Annotated in this window: 13 protein-coding genes and 1 riboswitch; of the genes, 7 read left to right on the forward strand and 6 right to left on the reverse strand. The window is 61.4% G+C overall.

Annotated elements, in window-relative coordinates; translation table 11 throughout:
* The first annotated feature begins 78 nt into the window (after positions 1-78).
* Positions 79-1464, forward strand: coding sequence for a glutathione-disulfide reductase (gene gor / locus A7X77_RS24170; protein WP_064685379.1), 1386 nt, complete (start codon positions 79-81; stop codon positions 1462-1464).
* Between the two features lie 9 nt (positions 1465-1473).
* Here the strand turns inward: gor and A7X77_RS24175 are convergent, their stop codons facing one another.
* Positions 1474-2763 (reverse strand): VWA domain-containing protein, encoded by a 1290-nt coding sequence (locus A7X77_RS24175; protein ID WP_064685380.1) that lies wholly within the window; start codon positions 2761-2763, stop codon positions 1474-1476.
* 226 nt (positions 2764-2989) lie between these two features.
* Between A7X77_RS24175 and A7X77_RS24185 the strand changes: the two genes are divergently transcribed.
* Positions 2990-4363 carry a class II 3-deoxy-7-phosphoheptulonate synthase gene (locus A7X77_RS24185; protein WP_064685381.1) on the forward strand — a complete coding sequence of 458 codons (1374 nt, stop codon included), beginning with the start codon at positions 2990-2992 and terminating at the stop codon, positions 4361-4363.
* 56 nt (positions 4364-4419) lie between these two features.
* On the opposite strand, the gene A7X77_RS24190 is transcribed toward A7X77_RS24185, so the two are convergent.
* Complete coding sequence (locus tag A7X77_RS24190; RefSeq protein WP_064685382.1) at positions 4420-6255, reverse strand: ABC transporter ATP-binding protein; 1836 nt, start codon at positions 6253-6255, stop codon at positions 4420-4422.
* A 295-nt stretch (positions 6256-6550) separates the two neighbouring features.
* Between A7X77_RS24190 and A7X77_RS24195 the strand changes: the two genes are divergently transcribed.
* Positions 6551-6949, forward strand: coding sequence for a GFA family protein (locus A7X77_RS24195; protein WP_064685485.1), 399 nt, complete (start codon positions 6551-6553; stop codon positions 6947-6949).
* Here the strand turns inward: A7X77_RS24195 and A7X77_RS24200 are convergent.
* On the reverse strand, positions 6946-7476 hold the full coding sequence (locus A7X77_RS24200; RefSeq protein WP_064685383.1) for a DUF1003 domain-containing protein: 531 nt from the start codon (positions 7474-7476) through the stop codon (positions 6946-6948). The genes A7X77_RS24195 and A7X77_RS24200 overlap by 4 nt on opposite strands.
* Positions 7477-7653: 177 nt before the next feature.
* Between A7X77_RS24200 and A7X77_RS24205 the strand changes: the two genes are divergently transcribed.
* Together A7X77_RS24205 and A7X77_RS24210 are read left to right on the forward strand one after the other, a co-directional pair.
* Complete coding sequence (locus A7X77_RS24205) at positions 7654-9333, forward strand: NAD+ synthase (RefSeq protein ID WP_064685384.1); 1680 nt, start codon at positions 7654-7656, stop codon at positions 9331-9333.
* 27 nt (positions 9334-9360) lie between these two features.
* Positions 9361-10188 (forward strand): TolB family protein, encoded by an 828-nt coding sequence (locus A7X77_RS24210; RefSeq protein WP_064685385.1) that lies wholly within the window; start codon positions 9361-9363, stop codon positions 10186-10188.
* Here A7X77_RS24210 and A7X77_RS24215 read toward each other — a convergent pair.
* Positions 10185-11252, reverse strand: coding sequence for a 3-deoxy-7-phosphoheptulonate synthase (locus A7X77_RS24215; RefSeq protein ID WP_064685386.1), 1068 nt, complete (start codon positions 11250-11252; stop codon positions 10185-10187). The two genes, A7X77_RS24210 and A7X77_RS24215, sit on opposite strands and share 4 nt — an antisense overlap.
* Positions 11253-11568: 316 nt before the next feature.
* Positions 11569-11754, forward strand: a riboswitch (cobalamin riboswitch).
* Between the two features lie 42 nt (positions 11755-11796).
* Here A7X77_RS24215 and bluB point away from each other — a divergent pair.
* A complete protein-coding gene (gene bluB, locus A7X77_RS24220) occupies positions 11797-12483 on the forward strand; it encodes a 5,6-dimethylbenzimidazole synthase (RefSeq protein WP_064685387.1) in 687 nt (228 codons plus the stop codon).
* A 3-nt stretch (positions 12484-12486) separates the two neighbouring features.
* Here the strand turns inward: bluB and A7X77_RS24225 are convergent, their stop codons facing one another.
* On the reverse strand, positions 12487-13587 hold the full coding sequence (locus A7X77_RS24225) for a DUF2865 domain-containing protein (RefSeq protein ID WP_064685486.1): 1101 nt from the start codon (positions 13585-13587) through the stop codon (positions 12487-12489).
* A gap of 203 nt (positions 13588-13790) precedes the next feature.
* Positions 13791-14387 carry a demethoxyubiquinone hydroxylase family protein gene (locus A7X77_RS24230; RefSeq protein ID WP_064685388.1) on the reverse strand — a complete coding sequence of 199 codons (597 nt, stop codon included), beginning with the start codon at positions 14385-14387 and terminating at the stop codon, positions 13791-13793.
* A 168-nt stretch (positions 14388-14555) separates the two neighbouring features.
* Here A7X77_RS24230 and A7X77_RS24235 point away from each other — a divergent pair, with 168 nt between their 5' ends.
* Positions 14556-15092: a ribonuclease H family protein gene (locus tag A7X77_RS24235; RefSeq protein WP_064685487.1), complete on the forward strand. Its 537-nt coding sequence runs from the start codon at positions 14556-14558 to the stop codon at positions 15090-15092.
* Positions 15093-15114: the final 22 nt, after the last annotated feature.

A 15114-nucleotide genomic window follows, 5' to 3' on the forward strand; every position in this document is an offset into this window, starting at 1 on the left:
GGCGGGGGCTTTTGTTTTCATGGGGATCGCCCCTATATCAGGAACGTCCTTTCCTGCGATTCCCTTCCGGAGTTCCTCATGTCTTCCTACGACTACGACCTCTTCGTCATCGGCGGCGGTTCCGGGGGCGTGCGCGCCGCCCGCGTTGCCGCCTCGCTCGGCAAGAGGGTGGCGATCGCCGAGGAATATCGCTATGGCGGCACATGCGTCATCCGCGGCTGCGTGCCGAAGAAGCTCTTCGTCTATGCCTCGCAGTTTCATGAGCATTTCGAGGATGCGGAGGGCTTTGGCTGGACCGTGGGCGAGAGCCGTTTCGACTGGATGAAGCTGGTGGCGGCCAAGGATGCCGAGATTGCGCGGCTGGAAGGCCTCTACAAGAAGGGGCTCGCCGGCGCCAATGCCGAGATCCTGGAAACGCGCGCCGAACTGGTCGACGCTCATACGGTCCGGCTTGCGAAAACAGGGCAGACGGTGACCGCAAAAACGATCGTCATCGCCACCGGCGGAAGGCCGAACCCGCATGCGGCCCTTCCCGGCCACGAGTTCTGCATTTCCTCCAACGAGGCCTTTCATCTTGAGGAATTGCCGAAATCAATCGTGATCGCTGGCGGCGGCTATATCGCCGTCGAATTCGCCAATATTTTCCATGGTCTCGGCGTCGAAACGACGCTGATCTATCGCGGCGCCGAAATCCTGTCGCGCTTCGACGAGGATCTGAGGCGCGGGCTGCACGAGGCGATGGTCGCCAAGGGCATATGCATTCTCTGCCACGACACGCTGCAGAAGGTGTCCAAAGGCGAGGACGGGCTCATTCTGGAGACGATGAATAATGGCCCGCTGCAGGCAGGAGTCGTCCTGCTGGCGCTCGGGCGCGATCCCAACACCGAAGGCCTCGGTCTTGAGGAGGCTGGGGTCGCTGTCGACGAGCGCGGCGCCATCATCGTCGACGAGTATTCCCGCACCAACATCGAAAACATCTATGCCCTCGGCGATGTCACCAACCGGGTACAGCTGACGCCGGTGGCGATCCACGAGGCAATGTGCTTCATCGAAACCGAGTACAAGAACAATCCGACGAGGCCGGACTACGAGCTGATCCCGACCGCCGTCTTCTCGCAGCCGGAAATCGGCACGGTCGGCCTCTCCGAAGAGGAGGCGGGCAAGCGTTACGGCGAACTCGAGGTTTATCGTGCCCAGTTCCGGCCGCTGAAGGCCACGCTTTCGGGCCGGGCCGAACGCATGATCATGAAGCTGATCGTAGATGCGGCGAGCCGGAAGGTGGTCGGCGCCCACATCCTCGGCCACGACGCCGGGGAAATGGCGCAGCTGCTCGGCGTCACGCTGAAGGCCGGCTGCACCAAGGATGATTTCGACCAGACGATGGCGCTGCATCCGACCGCGGCCGAAGAACTCGTCACCATGTATGCGCCGAGCTACCGTATCCGCGACGGGAATCGCGTCTAAGCAAAATTCTCAACTGGTGATGCGCGGCGCGCGGATGACCTTCAGGAACAGCGCCTTCATGGCATCGGCGATACCTTCGGTCGGGGTCACCTCGAAATAAAGGCCCGGCGAGGCGCATTCCTGCATCTTTGTCGGGATCTGGCTCTGGAAGGGGCTGATCCAGGTATTGTACCAGCTGTTTTTCGGCAGAGGCAGGTAGGTCGTGTAGAGTACTGCGATCCTGATGCCCTTGTCCTTCAGCGGCTTGCAAAAGGAGGTGTCGATCGGCTCCTGGCAGCGCTTCCCGGTGAGTTTCTTGGTGCAGCCCTTCGGTTTCTCGCTGTCGCCGACGCCGTCCGAGACGAAGAACAGGATCTTCTGCGGTGTCGTGGAGGTGCTGCCGTCGCCGGGGGTGGTGATTATGTCTTTCATCTGCGTCAGCGCGTTGTCAAAGCTCGTCTGCTGGTCGTTGTTGTAGCCCTGATACGGAATGGTCATCAGATCGACGGCGTCGGTATAGGTTCGGACCTGGTCGAGATTGTCGGTCGGCGTGGATATGGTTGTGAGCTTGGCGTCTTCGGCCTTGGTGCCGAAGGTGTACACGCCCATGCGGAATTGATTGGTGGAAACGCGCGTAGCCTTCGCGGTCAACGTCAGTTCCTTGGTCGCCTGGCGCACGACGTCGATGCGCATGCTGACGCCGAGCTTCTTGGCGAGATTGTAGTAGTTGTTGCTGTTCTGCGTTTCGTGACAGGCGAAGGCGCAGCTATCGCTGGTGTTCTTTTCCATCGTCGAAACGTCTTTCGCGGTGGCGCCGACGCCCATCGACGGGGTGTTGTCGAGCAGTATGTAGAAATCCATGAAGGAGGCGGTCTGATATTCGGCCGTCGCCGTGCCAGAGATAGTGATCGAGTCTCGGCCGAGAACGCGCATGAAGGTGGTCGGCACGGTCGCCGCAAAGGAAACCTGAGAGTTCAGCTTGTTGGCAGCCTTGGTAACGTCGATGCTGAGATCGACTTGAACCCCGGTCAGCTCGCCCGACATCTGGGACATAAAGATGTTGCGGGCGTCGGTTTTGCCAAGCGATATCGTGCCGTTGCCGCTCATCGTCATCGCGGCGGCGACAGCTCCGGATTTTTCGGCGATTGAACCGACGGCGGCAGCATCGGCGGCGGCAAAGAGCTGGGTACGCAGGCTCATGGCGTGAGCGAAATCCACCGCAATGCCCGCCGTGCCAAGGAGCGGCACCATCAGCAATGCCGTCATGATGCCGAAATTGCCCGAACGATCCGATATGAAGCCGGACGGAAGGATCGCCATGCCATGTCCTCGATGTTGAAACTCTTCCGGTTCTACATTCAAAGTCTAAAATATGGGGAAATCGACATGGTATATGCCGGTTTAACCGGGCAATGGTCGACTGCGGCGGCCAGACGAGACGCTTTGGGCGATTGATCTTTGCAAGCCGGATCTAAAGGGCTATAAGCCGCCGGATTATCAAGGGTAGGCCGCATTCCAGGAACTGGGGCGAGAACAGGTGAGTGACATGGCAGACAATTGGACCCCGAGCAGCTGGCGGCACAAACCGATCCTGCAGGTTCCCGAATATCCGGATGCAGCCGCTTTGGCGGCAACGGAAGCAACGCTCGCCAGTTATCCGCCGCTCGTCTTCGCCGGCGAGGCGCGCCGGCTGAAGAAGCATCTCGCCAATGTTGCAGAAGGCAACGGTTTCCTGCTGCAGGGCGGCGACTGCGCCGAGAGCTTCGCCGAACACGGCGCCGACAATATCCGCGACTTCTTCCGCGCTTTCCTGCAGATGGCTGTCGTGCTGACCTTCGGCGCGCAGCTGCCGGTGGTCAAGGTCGGCCGCATTGCTGGCCAGTTCGCCAAACCGCGTTCGTCGAATGTCGAGAAGCAGGGCGAGGTGACGCTGCCGGCCTATCGCGGCGACATCATCAACGGCATCGAATTCACCGAGGAGTCGCGCATTCCGAACCCGGAACGCCAGGCCATGGCCTATCGCCAGTCGGCCGCGACGCTCAACCTTCTGCGCGCTTTCGCGATGGGCGGTTATGCCAACCTCGAAAACGTGCATCAGTGGATGCTCGGTTTCGTCAAGGACAGCCCGCAGGGTGAGCGGTACCGCAAGCTTGCCGACCGCATCAGCGAAACCATGGATTTCATGAAGGCGATCGGCATCACCTCGGAAAACCACCCGAGCCTGCGCGAGACCGATTTCTTCACCAGCCATGAGGCGCTGCTGCTCGGTTACGAGGAGGCGCTGACTCGCGTCGATTCCACCTCGGGCGACTGGTACGCCACATCAGGCCACATGATCTGGATCGGCGACCGCACGCGCCAGGCCGACCATGCGCATATCGAATACTGCCGCGGCATCAAGAACCCGATCGGGCTTAAATGCGGCCCATCGCTGCAGGCCGACGATCTGCTGCAGCTGATCGATATCCTGAATCCGGCTAACGAAGCCGGGCGGCTGACGCTGATCTGCCGTTTCGGCCATGAAAAGGTCGCCGAAAACCTGCCGCGCCTCATCCGCGCCGTCGAGCGCGAGGGGCGCAAGGTCGTCTGGTCCTGCGACCCGATGCACGGCAACACGATCACGCTCAACAACTACAAGACCCGTCCCTTCGAGCGGATCCTGTCGGAAGTCGAAAGCTTCTTCCAGATCCACCGCGCTGAAGGCACGCATCCCGGCGGCATCCATGTCGAAATGACCGGCAAGGACGTGACGGAATGCACCGGCGGTGCCCGCGCCGTCACCGCCGACGATCTGCAGGACCGCTACCACACCCATTGCGATCCGCGCCTTAACTCCGACCAGGCGCTCGAACTCGCCTTCCTGCTTGCCGAGCGCATGAAGGGCGGCCGCGACGAGAAGCGCATGGTCGCCAACGGCTGAGACAGCCGAAATAGAGTGACGAACAACCCGGCGTGATGCCGGGTTTTTTGTTGTCTTCAGATGCTGGCCTGAACGCTGTGCAGGTTGGCGTAAACGCCGCCTTGCGCCATCAGATCGTCATGCGTGCCCTGTTCGACGATGCCGTCGCCCGTCAGCACCAGGATGCGGTCGGCATGGCGGACGGTCGACAGGCGATGGGCGATGACCAGGGTGGTTCGGCCGTTCGCCAGGCTCAGCAGCGCCTGCTGCACCGCCCGTTCGCTCTCATTGTCGAGCGCGCTGGTCGCCTCGTCGAAGATCAGAATCTCAGGATTCTTGAGGAAGGCGCGGGCGATGGTGATGCGCTGGCGCTGGCCGCCCGATAGTTTGACGCCGCGCTGGCCGATATCGGTGTCATAGCCATAGGGCAAGGCCGTGATGAAATCGTGCGCGTTGGCGGCACGGGCAGCCGCTTCGAGCTCGGCATCAGTCGCGTCCGGCCGGCCGTAGCGCAGGTTCTCCGCAATTGTGCCGGCGAACAGATAGACGTCCTGCTGAACCACGCCGACATGGCGCCGGAGCGAAGCTAGTGTCACGTCGCGAATATCGGTGCCGTCGATCCGGATCGCCCCGGCCGCGACATCGTAGAAGCGCGGGATGAGGGCGCAGAGCGTGCTCTTGCCGACGCCGGATGGGCCGACCAGAGCGACGAACTCTCCGGGGGCGATGGTCAGCGACAGCCGCTCCAGAACGCGGGGGCCATCGGCCTCATAGCCGAAAGCGACGTCGCAAAAGCTGATCTCGCCCTTAGGCGCCGGCATCGGACGGGCTTTCGGTCGATCGGTGATATCAGGGGCGATCTCCAGGATTTCCATAGCCCTGATGAAGCCCGTATAGCCCTCCTGCCAGAGCCGCACGAAATTGGCGAGCCGCTGCACTGGATCGACCAGCACCGCGACGCAGAGCAGGAAGGTCAGCATATCGGGGACGGTGAGATCCGCTGACAGGATGCGCAGGCCGCCGACGATGATCACCAATATCGTCACGAGCTGGGCGAAGGTTTCGGTGCCGACCGAAAACCAGGCTTCGCTGCGATAGCCCTCGGCGCGGCTTTGCAGGAAGCGCTGGTTCTGTGCGTCGAAGCGCTGCCTTTCCAGTGCTTCGTTGGCGAAGGACTGGACGACACGGATACCTGCCAGCGCGTCCTCGACGCGCTCGTTGACGGCGGCGATCTGCTGCTTGCTGGCTTCGAGCGCGCGGTTCATGCGCCGGTTGAAATAAAGCGCATAGGCGACCGCGGCCGGCGTGAGCAGCAGGATGAGGGTCGCCAAGGGTGGGTCGATGAAGAACAGCACCAGCATGGCGCCGGCATATTTCAGCACGGCGATAGCAAGATCCTCGGGGCCGTGGTGGAAGAGTTCGCCGAGCCAGAGGGAGTCGTTGGTGATGCGGCTCATCAGCTGGCCGGTGCGCTGGCGGTCGTAGAAGCTGAAGGAAAGTTTCTGGCAATGCTCGAAGAGTTCTTGCCGCACCGTCGCTTCGATACGGGCGCCCATGACGTGGCCGCGATAATCGACGAAGAAGATCGCGGCGATCTGGATTGCCAGAACGGCCAGCATGAGGCCGCCCATCATCAGGATCTGGGTGAAAGCCTGCGGCGCATCGGGCAGGGCCAGAAGCCGGCTGGTGACGATATTGGCGCAGAGCGGCAGGGCGACCGCCGTGCCGGCAACGAGGATAGCGCAAAGCAGATCCGCCAGCAGGAGAGGTAGATGCGGGCGGTAGTAGGAGAGAAATTTTCGCATACGCGACCAGCGTCGGCCGCGGTCGGCGGCGGGGTCGTCCCGGAAGAATTTCAGGAAGGTGTTATGGCGTCGCGCGTTTTTCCTCGCGCGGGAGAAGCGAATATTCATGAGGCAGAATGTCCTTGTGGGCGATGTTTCCTTTCTGTTTGGACAGGATCGCTCTCATGACAGTCTCCCAAAGGTTGAAAGAATTGAACCATTAGTATCGCCGAGAAACCGGATCAATTCAACTTGGTGACAGGAGGAGATCGGTCGGTGTTGTCGACAAGCAACAGCGGGAGGTCGTGCCGGCCATGCTCATGCGAAGCGAGCGTGCTTCAAGTTTTCTGATCTCTCGTTGAACGGAATGGATTTGACGCCCGCGGCGATCGGCGGCAACCTCCTGCAAAATGGAGGGGTGGTCATGACCGAACGGCATACAGGCGGCTGTCTTTGCGGCGCCGTGCGATATTCGATTGCGGGCAAGCCCGGACCCGTCGTCGGCTGCCATTGCTCGCAGTGCCGCCGGCAGACGGGGTTCTATTATGCCGCGGTCAACGTGCCGCGTGCGGCTCTTTCGGTGGAAGGCACCGAGGCGGTCCGCTGGTATCGGTCGAGCGGCGAGGCGCAGCGCGGCTTCTGCGGGAATTGCGGCTCGGCGCTGTTCTGGCAGGGCGATGAATCGCCTGAGGTTTCGGTCCTGGCCGGAAGCTTCGACGAGCCGACCGGCCTTTCCTTCAGTCACCACATTTACTGCACTGACAAGGGCGATTTCTACGAGATATCGGATGGCCTGCCGCAATATGACAGATATCCCGTCTAGCTTTTGGCAGAAAGAGCGGCGGTCAGGCGGGCTACATCCTCGCGCAGTGCCGTCAGTTCGGTCAGCACGCTCATGTCGATCTTCTGGTGCAGCGAGAGCACTTCGAGTTCGGCCTTGAGATTGACTTCGTAATCCTTGGCGGCCTCGAAGCGATCGCGTTCGGCCTGGCGGTTCTGCGACATCATAATGATCGGCGCCTGGATGGCGGCAAGCATCGACAGGATCAGGTTCAGGAAGACGAAGGGGTAGGGGTCGAAGGCGCCGGTCGCCAGGATGATGGTATTGATCACCGTCCAGACGACGAGGAAAGCCAGGAAGGCGATGATGAACGACCAGGAGCCGCCGACGCGGGCGATGCCATCGGCGACACGCTCGCCGAAGGAAGCTTCGGCAGAGAAGGCGGCATTGACGTCGGTCGAGATGATCTTGCGTTCGTGTGCTTTCTTTAGCACGCGTTTTTCGATGATGCCGAGCTCATCGGCCGGCTTGTCGAAGTGATGATGGAGGATATTCGAAAGAGTATTCATGGCCGTGTTTCCGATGCTGTCGGTTTCGGCGCAGTATTCCGCTCCTCCGGGAAATTGCAATGTGTATCGAGCGGCGAGGCGCTCTGGCGCACCCTTCATAAAAATTTCGTCACTGCAAGGCGGACCTTTCGGAGCGAACATGTTGCCGTCGCGGAAGCTGCAAGCTAAATAAATGACATGACACAGGAAAACGCTCTCTCCGATATCTTCCGCATTGCCGTCGGTCAGCTCAACCCCACGGTTGGCGATGTTGCCGGCAATCTCGTCAAAGCCCGTGAGGCGCGCGCCGATGCGGCTCGGGAAGGCGCCCATCTGCTTATCCTGACCGAACTCTTCATCTCCGGCTATCCGCCGGAGGACCTGGTGCTGAAGCCGGCCTTCATCCGCGCCTGCTGGAAGGCGGTCGAAAGCCTTGCGACCGATACCGCCGACGGCGGTCCGGGCGTCATTATCGGCTTTCCCCGGCAGGACGAGAACCGGCGTTATAATTCCGTCGCCGTGCTCGACGGCGGCAAAGTCATCGCGGTGCGCGACAAGGTCGATCTGCCGAATTATGGTGAGTTCGATGAAAAGCGGGTCTTCCATCAGGGCGCCATGCCCGGGCCGGTCAATTTCCGCGGAGTGAGGCTCGGTATTCCGATCTGCGAGGATATCTGGGGCGACCTCGGCGTCTGCGAGACGTTGGCCGAAAGCGGCGCCGAAATCCTGCTGTCGCCGAATGGGTCTCCCTACTACCGCGGCAAGGTCGATATCCGTCATCAGGTGGTGCTGAAGCAGGTGATCGAGACCGGTCTGCCGCTGATCTACGCCGCCCAGCTCGGCGGCCAGGACGAGCTCGTCTTCGACGGCGCGAGTTTCGCATTCAATGCCGACAGGTCGCTTGCCTTCCAGATGAGCGAGTTCGAGACGGCGCTTGCGGTGACGACGTGGAAGCGCGGCGAAAGCGGCTGGCACTGCGCCGAAGGGCCGATGGCGCGGATTCCCGAGGGCGAGGAGGCTGATTACCGCGCCTGCCTGCTCGGCTTTCGCGATTACGTCAACAAGAACGGCTTCAAGACGGTCGTGCTCGGCCTTTCCGGCGGCATCGACTCGGCGATCTGCGCGGCCATTGCCGTCGATGCGCTCGGCGAGGAGCGGGTGCGCACCGTCATGCTGCCCTACCGCTATACTTCGGAGGATTCGCTGAAGGACGCGGCCGATTGCGCCAAGGCGCTCGGTTGCCGCTACGACATCGTGCCGATCGAGCAGCCGGTGACGGGCTTCAGCAGTGCGCTTTCGGATCTCTTCGAGGGTACGGAGAGCGGCATCACCGAGGAGAACCTGCAGAGCCGCGCGCGGGGCGTCATCCTGATGGCGATCTCCAACAAGTTCGGCGCGATGGTGGTGACGACGGGCAACAAGTCGGAAATGTCGGTCGGCTACGCCACGCTCTATGGCGACATGAACGGCGGCTTCAATCCGATCAAGGACCTTTACAAGATGCAGGTCTATGCACTGGCCCGCTGGCGCAACGACAATGTGCCGCCGAGTGCGCTGGGGCCGTCGGGCGAGGTGATCCCGCAGAATATCATCGACAAGGCGCCCTCCGCAGAACTGCGTCCCGACCAGAAAGACCAGGATTCGCTGCCGCCTTATCCGGTTCTCGACGATATTCTCGAATGCCTGGTGGAGAAGGAGATGGCGGTCGAGGAGATTGTCGCGCGCGGCCATGACGTTGCGACCGTTCACCGGGTCGAACACCTGCTTTATCTCGCCGAATACAAGCGCCGGCAGTCGGCGCCCGGCGTGAAGATCACCAAGAAGAATTTCGGTCGTGACCGGCGTTATCCCATCACCAACCGGTTCCGGGATCGTTGAAGCGATCGAGATGTCAGGAGAGCATCGATGCGCAGCTCGGTCGAGATCTACAATGTCAGGACGGGCAGGGCACGTGAGGTGTGGCAGACGGATCGGCTGGTGGAAGCGCCGAATTTTGCTACTGACGGCTCCTATCTCCTGCTGAATGGCGACGGGCTGCTCTTCCGGCTGCCGCTCGATGGCGGCGAGGTTGTTCAGGTCGATACCGGCTTTGCCGTCAACTGCAACAACGACCATGGCATTTCGCCCGACGGGACCGAGATCGTCATTTCCGACAAGAGCGAGTTCGGCAAGTCGGCGATCTATATCCTGCCGATCGAAGGCGGCACGCCGCGGCTTGTTACCGAAAACCAGCCCTCCTATTGGCACGGCTGGTCGCCGGATGGGCGTCAGCTCGCCTATTGCGGCATTCGTGAAGACCTCTTCGACATCTATACGATTAGTGTCGATGGCGGCACCGAGACGCGGCTGACGCATGGCGAGGGACGCAACGACGGACCGGATTATTCCGCCGAGGGGCAATGGATCTATTTCAATTCCAGCCGCACCGGGCTGATGCAGATCTGGCGTATCCATCCCGATGGCAGCGGGCTGGAGCAAGTGACGTCGGACAATCAGGGAAACTGGTTCGCCCATCCGTCGCCGACGAACGACAAAGTGCTGATCCTGTCCTACGACCCCAGCGTTTTCGACCATCCGCGCGATCTGGACGTGCGGCTGCGGCTGATGGACATGGACGGCGGCAATCTGAAGACATTGTTCGAGCTTTTCGGCGGGCAGGGCACGATCAACGTGCCCTGCTGGTCACCAGACGGCGACGAATTTGCCTATGTCAGGTATTTCCCGGCCGGTTAAGCTGCGACGGCTGCCTTGCGCCGCTCGCGGGCGGATTTCGCCAAGTCTTCAAGTACGGCGACCGACGTATCCCAGTCGATGCAGCCATCGGTGATGGACTGGCCGTAGACAAGCGGTTTGCCGGGAATGAGATCCTGGCGGCCGGCCACGAGGTTGCTTTCGACCATCATGCCCTTGATGTGGCTGTTGCCGGCCGCGATCTGTCCGGCGACGTCCCTGACCACCCGCGGCTGGTTCATCGGGTCCTTGTTGCTGTTGGCATGGCTGGCGTCGACGAGGATGCGCGGGATCACGCCGAGCTTGACGGCCTCGTTGACCACAGCTTGGACGTCAGCCGCTTCATAGTTCGGCTGTTTGCCGCCGCGCAGAATGATGTGGCAGTCGTCATTGCCCTTGGTCGAGGCGATTGCCGCCTGTCCGTCCTTGGTGACGGCCGGGAAATGATGCGGCTGTGAAGCGGCGAGGATCGCGTCGAGCGCCACACGAGCGCCGCCGTCGGTGCCGTTCTTGAAGCCGATCGGGCAGGAAAGGCCGGAGGCGAGCTGGCGATGGATTTGGCTTTCGGTCGTGCGCGCGCCGATCGCGCCCCAGCTGACGAGGTCTGCAATGTATTGCGGCGTGATCGTCTCGAGGAATTCGACGCCGGCGGGCAGGCCCATCGCATTGACGTCGAGCAGCAGGCGCCGGGCGATCCGCAGCCCTTCCTCGATGCAGTAGCTGCCGTCGAGATGCGGGTCGTTCATCAGACCCTTCCAGCCGACCGTGGTGCGGGGCTTTTCGAAATAGACGCGCATGACGATTTCGAGATCACCGGAGAAGCGCTGCCGCTGTTGCACCAACCGCTCGGCATATTCTCGCGCCGCAGCAGGATCGTGGATGGAGCAGGGACCGATGACGACGATCAGGCGGTCGTCGTCTCCCTCAAGAATCTTATGGATCGCATGACGGTTGCTGGTCACCGTCTCGCTAACGGCAGCGGTTCGGGGGATTTCCGCGATGATATCTGCGGGTTTGGTCAGCGGGGTGATCTCGAGGATACGCAGATCGTCAATGGTATCGGACACGGTGTGGCTCCTGTTTGGTCATACCGTGCGGAAACAAAAAAGCCGCCAGGTAGACTAGCGGCTGTTCGGGTTGTCGTCGCGTCGAATTCAGTTACGCATGGACCCGCATCCGCTGGGAGCAGCGGTACGAATAAAATCGCGAGGCGTAGACAGAAGTGATCGACATGGGGCGTGTTTAGCGTGGCGGCCTCCTGTTGTCACGCAGAATCTGCAGCCTGAAAGAGGGCTCGGGCGTGCGCCGCCTGTGCACCGGCACGTCAGCCAGCCAAATTGCCTCACGGCCGGCTGCCGCCGCTTGCCCGCGAAGCCGTTTCCTGAAATAGATGCTTCGTCAGGTGCCCGCTTTCACGCGGGAGAATCGGGAATCCGGTGCAAGACCGGAACGTGCCCAACGCTGTAAGGCCGACGCCTGCCGCTTCATCATGCCACTGGCTTTTGCCGGGAAGGCTGCGGCAGCTGAATGACGCCAAGTCAGAAGACCGGCCTGGCAAGATAGACCCAACCCGCGCGGACGGCGGGCGGTTGCGTTGTTGGGGATTTGACGATGCGACCCTTTGAGGATGCCATCTCGGCGGCATCCGGTTTTTCTCTCGCCGAACGCGAGGCCGTATATCACGCGATCATGACGCGACGCGATGTTCGCAGCCAGTTCCTGCCAGATCCTGTACCGGACGATATCGTGGCGCGGCTCTTGACGGCCGCCCATCACGCTCCCTCCGTCGGCTTCATGCAGCCGTGGAACTTCATCCTGGTGAAAAGCGAGGCCGTGCGGGGGCGGGTGAGGGATGCCTTCGCCAAGGCCAACGAGGAGGCGGCATTGATGTTTGAGGGCGAGCGGCGGCAGGCATACCGCTCGCTCAAGCTCGAAGGCATCGTCGAGGCGCCGCTCGGCATATGCGTGACCTGCGATCCCACGCGCAGCGGCGGCGTCGTTCTGGGCCGCACGCACAATCCGCGGATGGATAGCTATTCCACCGTCTGTGCCATCCAAAATCTCTGGCTCGCGGCGCGCGCCGAAGGAATCGGCATTGGCTGGGTCAGCATCTTTCGCGAAGGCGAGCTGAAAACCATTCTCGGCATACCCGATCATATCGAGGTGGTCGCCTGGCTCTGCGCCGGTTTCGTCGATCGGCTTTACGACGAGCCGGAACTCTCCGTGAAAGGTTGGCGGCAGCGGTTGCCGCTCGAGGAACTCGTCTTCCACGATGGCTGGGGACGGCGCGAGCCGTAGTGGTCACTGCTGTTGCGGTTGCGGGCCGGGTGTTGCCGGGTTGGCAAGATCGATCGAACCCTGGTCCCCGGCCAGAAACTGCGGTCCGACCTGCCGGACCTTGTTTTGCGCAGGGTCATAGGGACGCTCCGGGACTGACGGCTGGGGTGCCGTTGGCGCAGCCGCGGTATCTTTCGCCGGCGGATTGGTGCGGATCGTGGTTATCGATCCCTGCTGCGGCGGTTCGCTCAGAGCCTGCTTGCCGCGCATCTCTTCGTAATAGGCCGCGAGATTGCAGGCGCAGGCATTTTTCTCGCCGGGCGCGCGGTTTTTGTAGGCGAAGGCGTTCTGCATGTCGCTGTAGGGCGTGCCGGTTGCCACCGAAATCATGTTCGAGGCTTCGGTGCTCCTCACGTCTTGATAGAAAAGCTCGGTCTCGATGCCGGGACACATCTTGGCGCAGGTCTCAGCATCGCGGCCGAAATCGACCGAGGTGGTGTTCGAACTGATCGGGAAGAAGCCGCCGTCGCAGCTGCGCACGCAGATGGTGCTGACCGGCGAAAGCATCTCGGTCCTCGGCGGGCCGTAACGCGGGTCGACCTCTTCACCGCCACCGAGCGGAATGAAGGTGTCGGCGCGCATCGCCTGTTCCTCGATGCTCGGGGCAGGGTCGTTGGCGCTGCGCTCGGACGGGGCGTAAAAATTCTCGCTGTTGCAGCCATTGCGCTCAAGAGCAGCCATCAGTTCGCGGCGCCTGCCGTCATCACCGCCGCCCTGACCGCGCAATTCGGCGCGGCGATCCTGGAGATACCGGATATTGTCGATCATCCGGGCTTCAGCCTGCGAGAGCTCATCACAATAATCGGCATTCTCGCCGCCGATCACTACCATGCTGCCCGAGGTGCAGCCGTAGCTGCGCAGGTCGTTGCGGACCTTGCGCAATTCGAGGTTCTGCTCGGCTATAGCACCGGCAAACTGGCGCGCTTCCGGACCATTGCCGTTGCCGATCGATCGCGGCAGGTCGGCGAGGCGGCCGCGCAGGTCGTCGCAGATGGCGCTCGTCTGCGCGGCGACGGGCGTCGCGAAGGCAAGGAGAAGCGCAAGAGACAGGTTTCGGCGTTTCACGGCGTCGTCCCGGAATGAGCACACGGTCGATGGGTCGAATGCGACGTCACTTCGCCGCCCGTTTCCTCTTAGCGTGTTTCTCTTAATAAGCTCAGAGAAATTCTTAGCGTATTTTCGCGATCTTATCCAGCAGAGGCCGGCGATTCGCTGGATGGACCGCGTCGCGCTAGAAGTCGCTCGCGGACAGATTCGGTCGCGTAGTGTCAGCTCTGCTTCGAGCGGGCCATTTCGGCACGCATCCAGCTTGAGTCTCCCCAAGTCGAGAGCCAGATCATCAGATCGGTGAGTGCGGCGACGACGGGCAGAAGCAGTGTGTGACTCACTCCGCGTGCTGTCTGGTTTTTCTCGGCCTCCCTGAGATGTGCCAATTCTTCCTCTTGAATGGAGGCGATAAGGCCATGAAGCTCGGGGTCACCGGCCTCCAGAAAAGCCAATTGATCCTCAAGGTGACGGTGAACGGTGCTTTCAACCGCTTCGGTACAGATCCAGACCATGTTACGACCGCCGAGGGCTGTCAGGAAACCGAGCAGGTAGCCGCCGAGGCTCCAGAATGCCATGACGCGGCATGGCCTGGCCTTCCTGGACGGCATTGCGTCGCGAAACAGGCGGCAATGCTTGATCTCGTCGTCTCGCATTTCGCGGAGTGCGGGAACGATGTCGGGAAACAGCCTACGGGCCATCCAGATCTGTGCGCCATAGATGCGAATTGCGCCGAATTCGCCAGCATGATTGACCTTGAGAATACGACGAACGGTTACGCTTCGATCGCGTTGACCGGCATTGCTCAACGGATTGTCCATGATCGACGCTGCCCCATAGTTCCCCCTCGGCAATAGGCACCACCGCCGCTACTATCGTCAATGGTCGACACAATCGACGGGGTGCATTCCGCATCAGGCGGCGCGCAGACCGTCGCAATTCGCGCTGGTCTGGGCGGCGGGCGCAGCAAAGGCGAGGGCGGGGCGAGAATGATAGGCATCTTCAGCGAACTCCACTCGCCTGCAACAATAGCCGGCGGGATGCGTGAAGCTCAACACGGCCTGCACATCTTCGTGGACGGTTGTTACGAACCCGGTTCCCAGCGCGGCGGCTGGGCATTTGTGGCCTATCGCGATGCGGTGGAAATCGCCTCCGGATTCGGTGGCGTCCAGCAGTCGGCCAATAATTCGATGGAATTGACCGCCGTCCTGAAGGCTGCAATTTGGATCAATAGCGCAGCAGCCGGCGAAGCTGCGACCATCTGGTCCGATTCCGTCTATGCCGTCAAAGGCTGCAACAGCCGGCGACATATCTGGAAGAACAATGGCTGGAAGAAGAGCAGCCCGAATGGAAATGCTCGAAAGCGAACGATCGACAATGCGGACCTGTGGAAGGCAGTCGATCTTCAACTATCGCAGAACGCCCTGGTGACCGTTACCTGGTGCAAAGGCCATTCTGGCATTGCCGGCAACGAACGTGCCGATGCGCTCGCGGATCAAGGGCGCCTGTCGATCCGGGCTGTCTGATATTGCTCGCCGGCTCACGAGC

The organism is Rhizobium bangladeshense (genome assembly GCF_001662075.1).
In the GTDB taxonomy this organism is placed as follows: Bacteria; Pseudomonadota; Alphaproteobacteria; order Rhizobiales; family Rhizobiaceae; genus Rhizobium; species Rhizobium bangladeshense_B.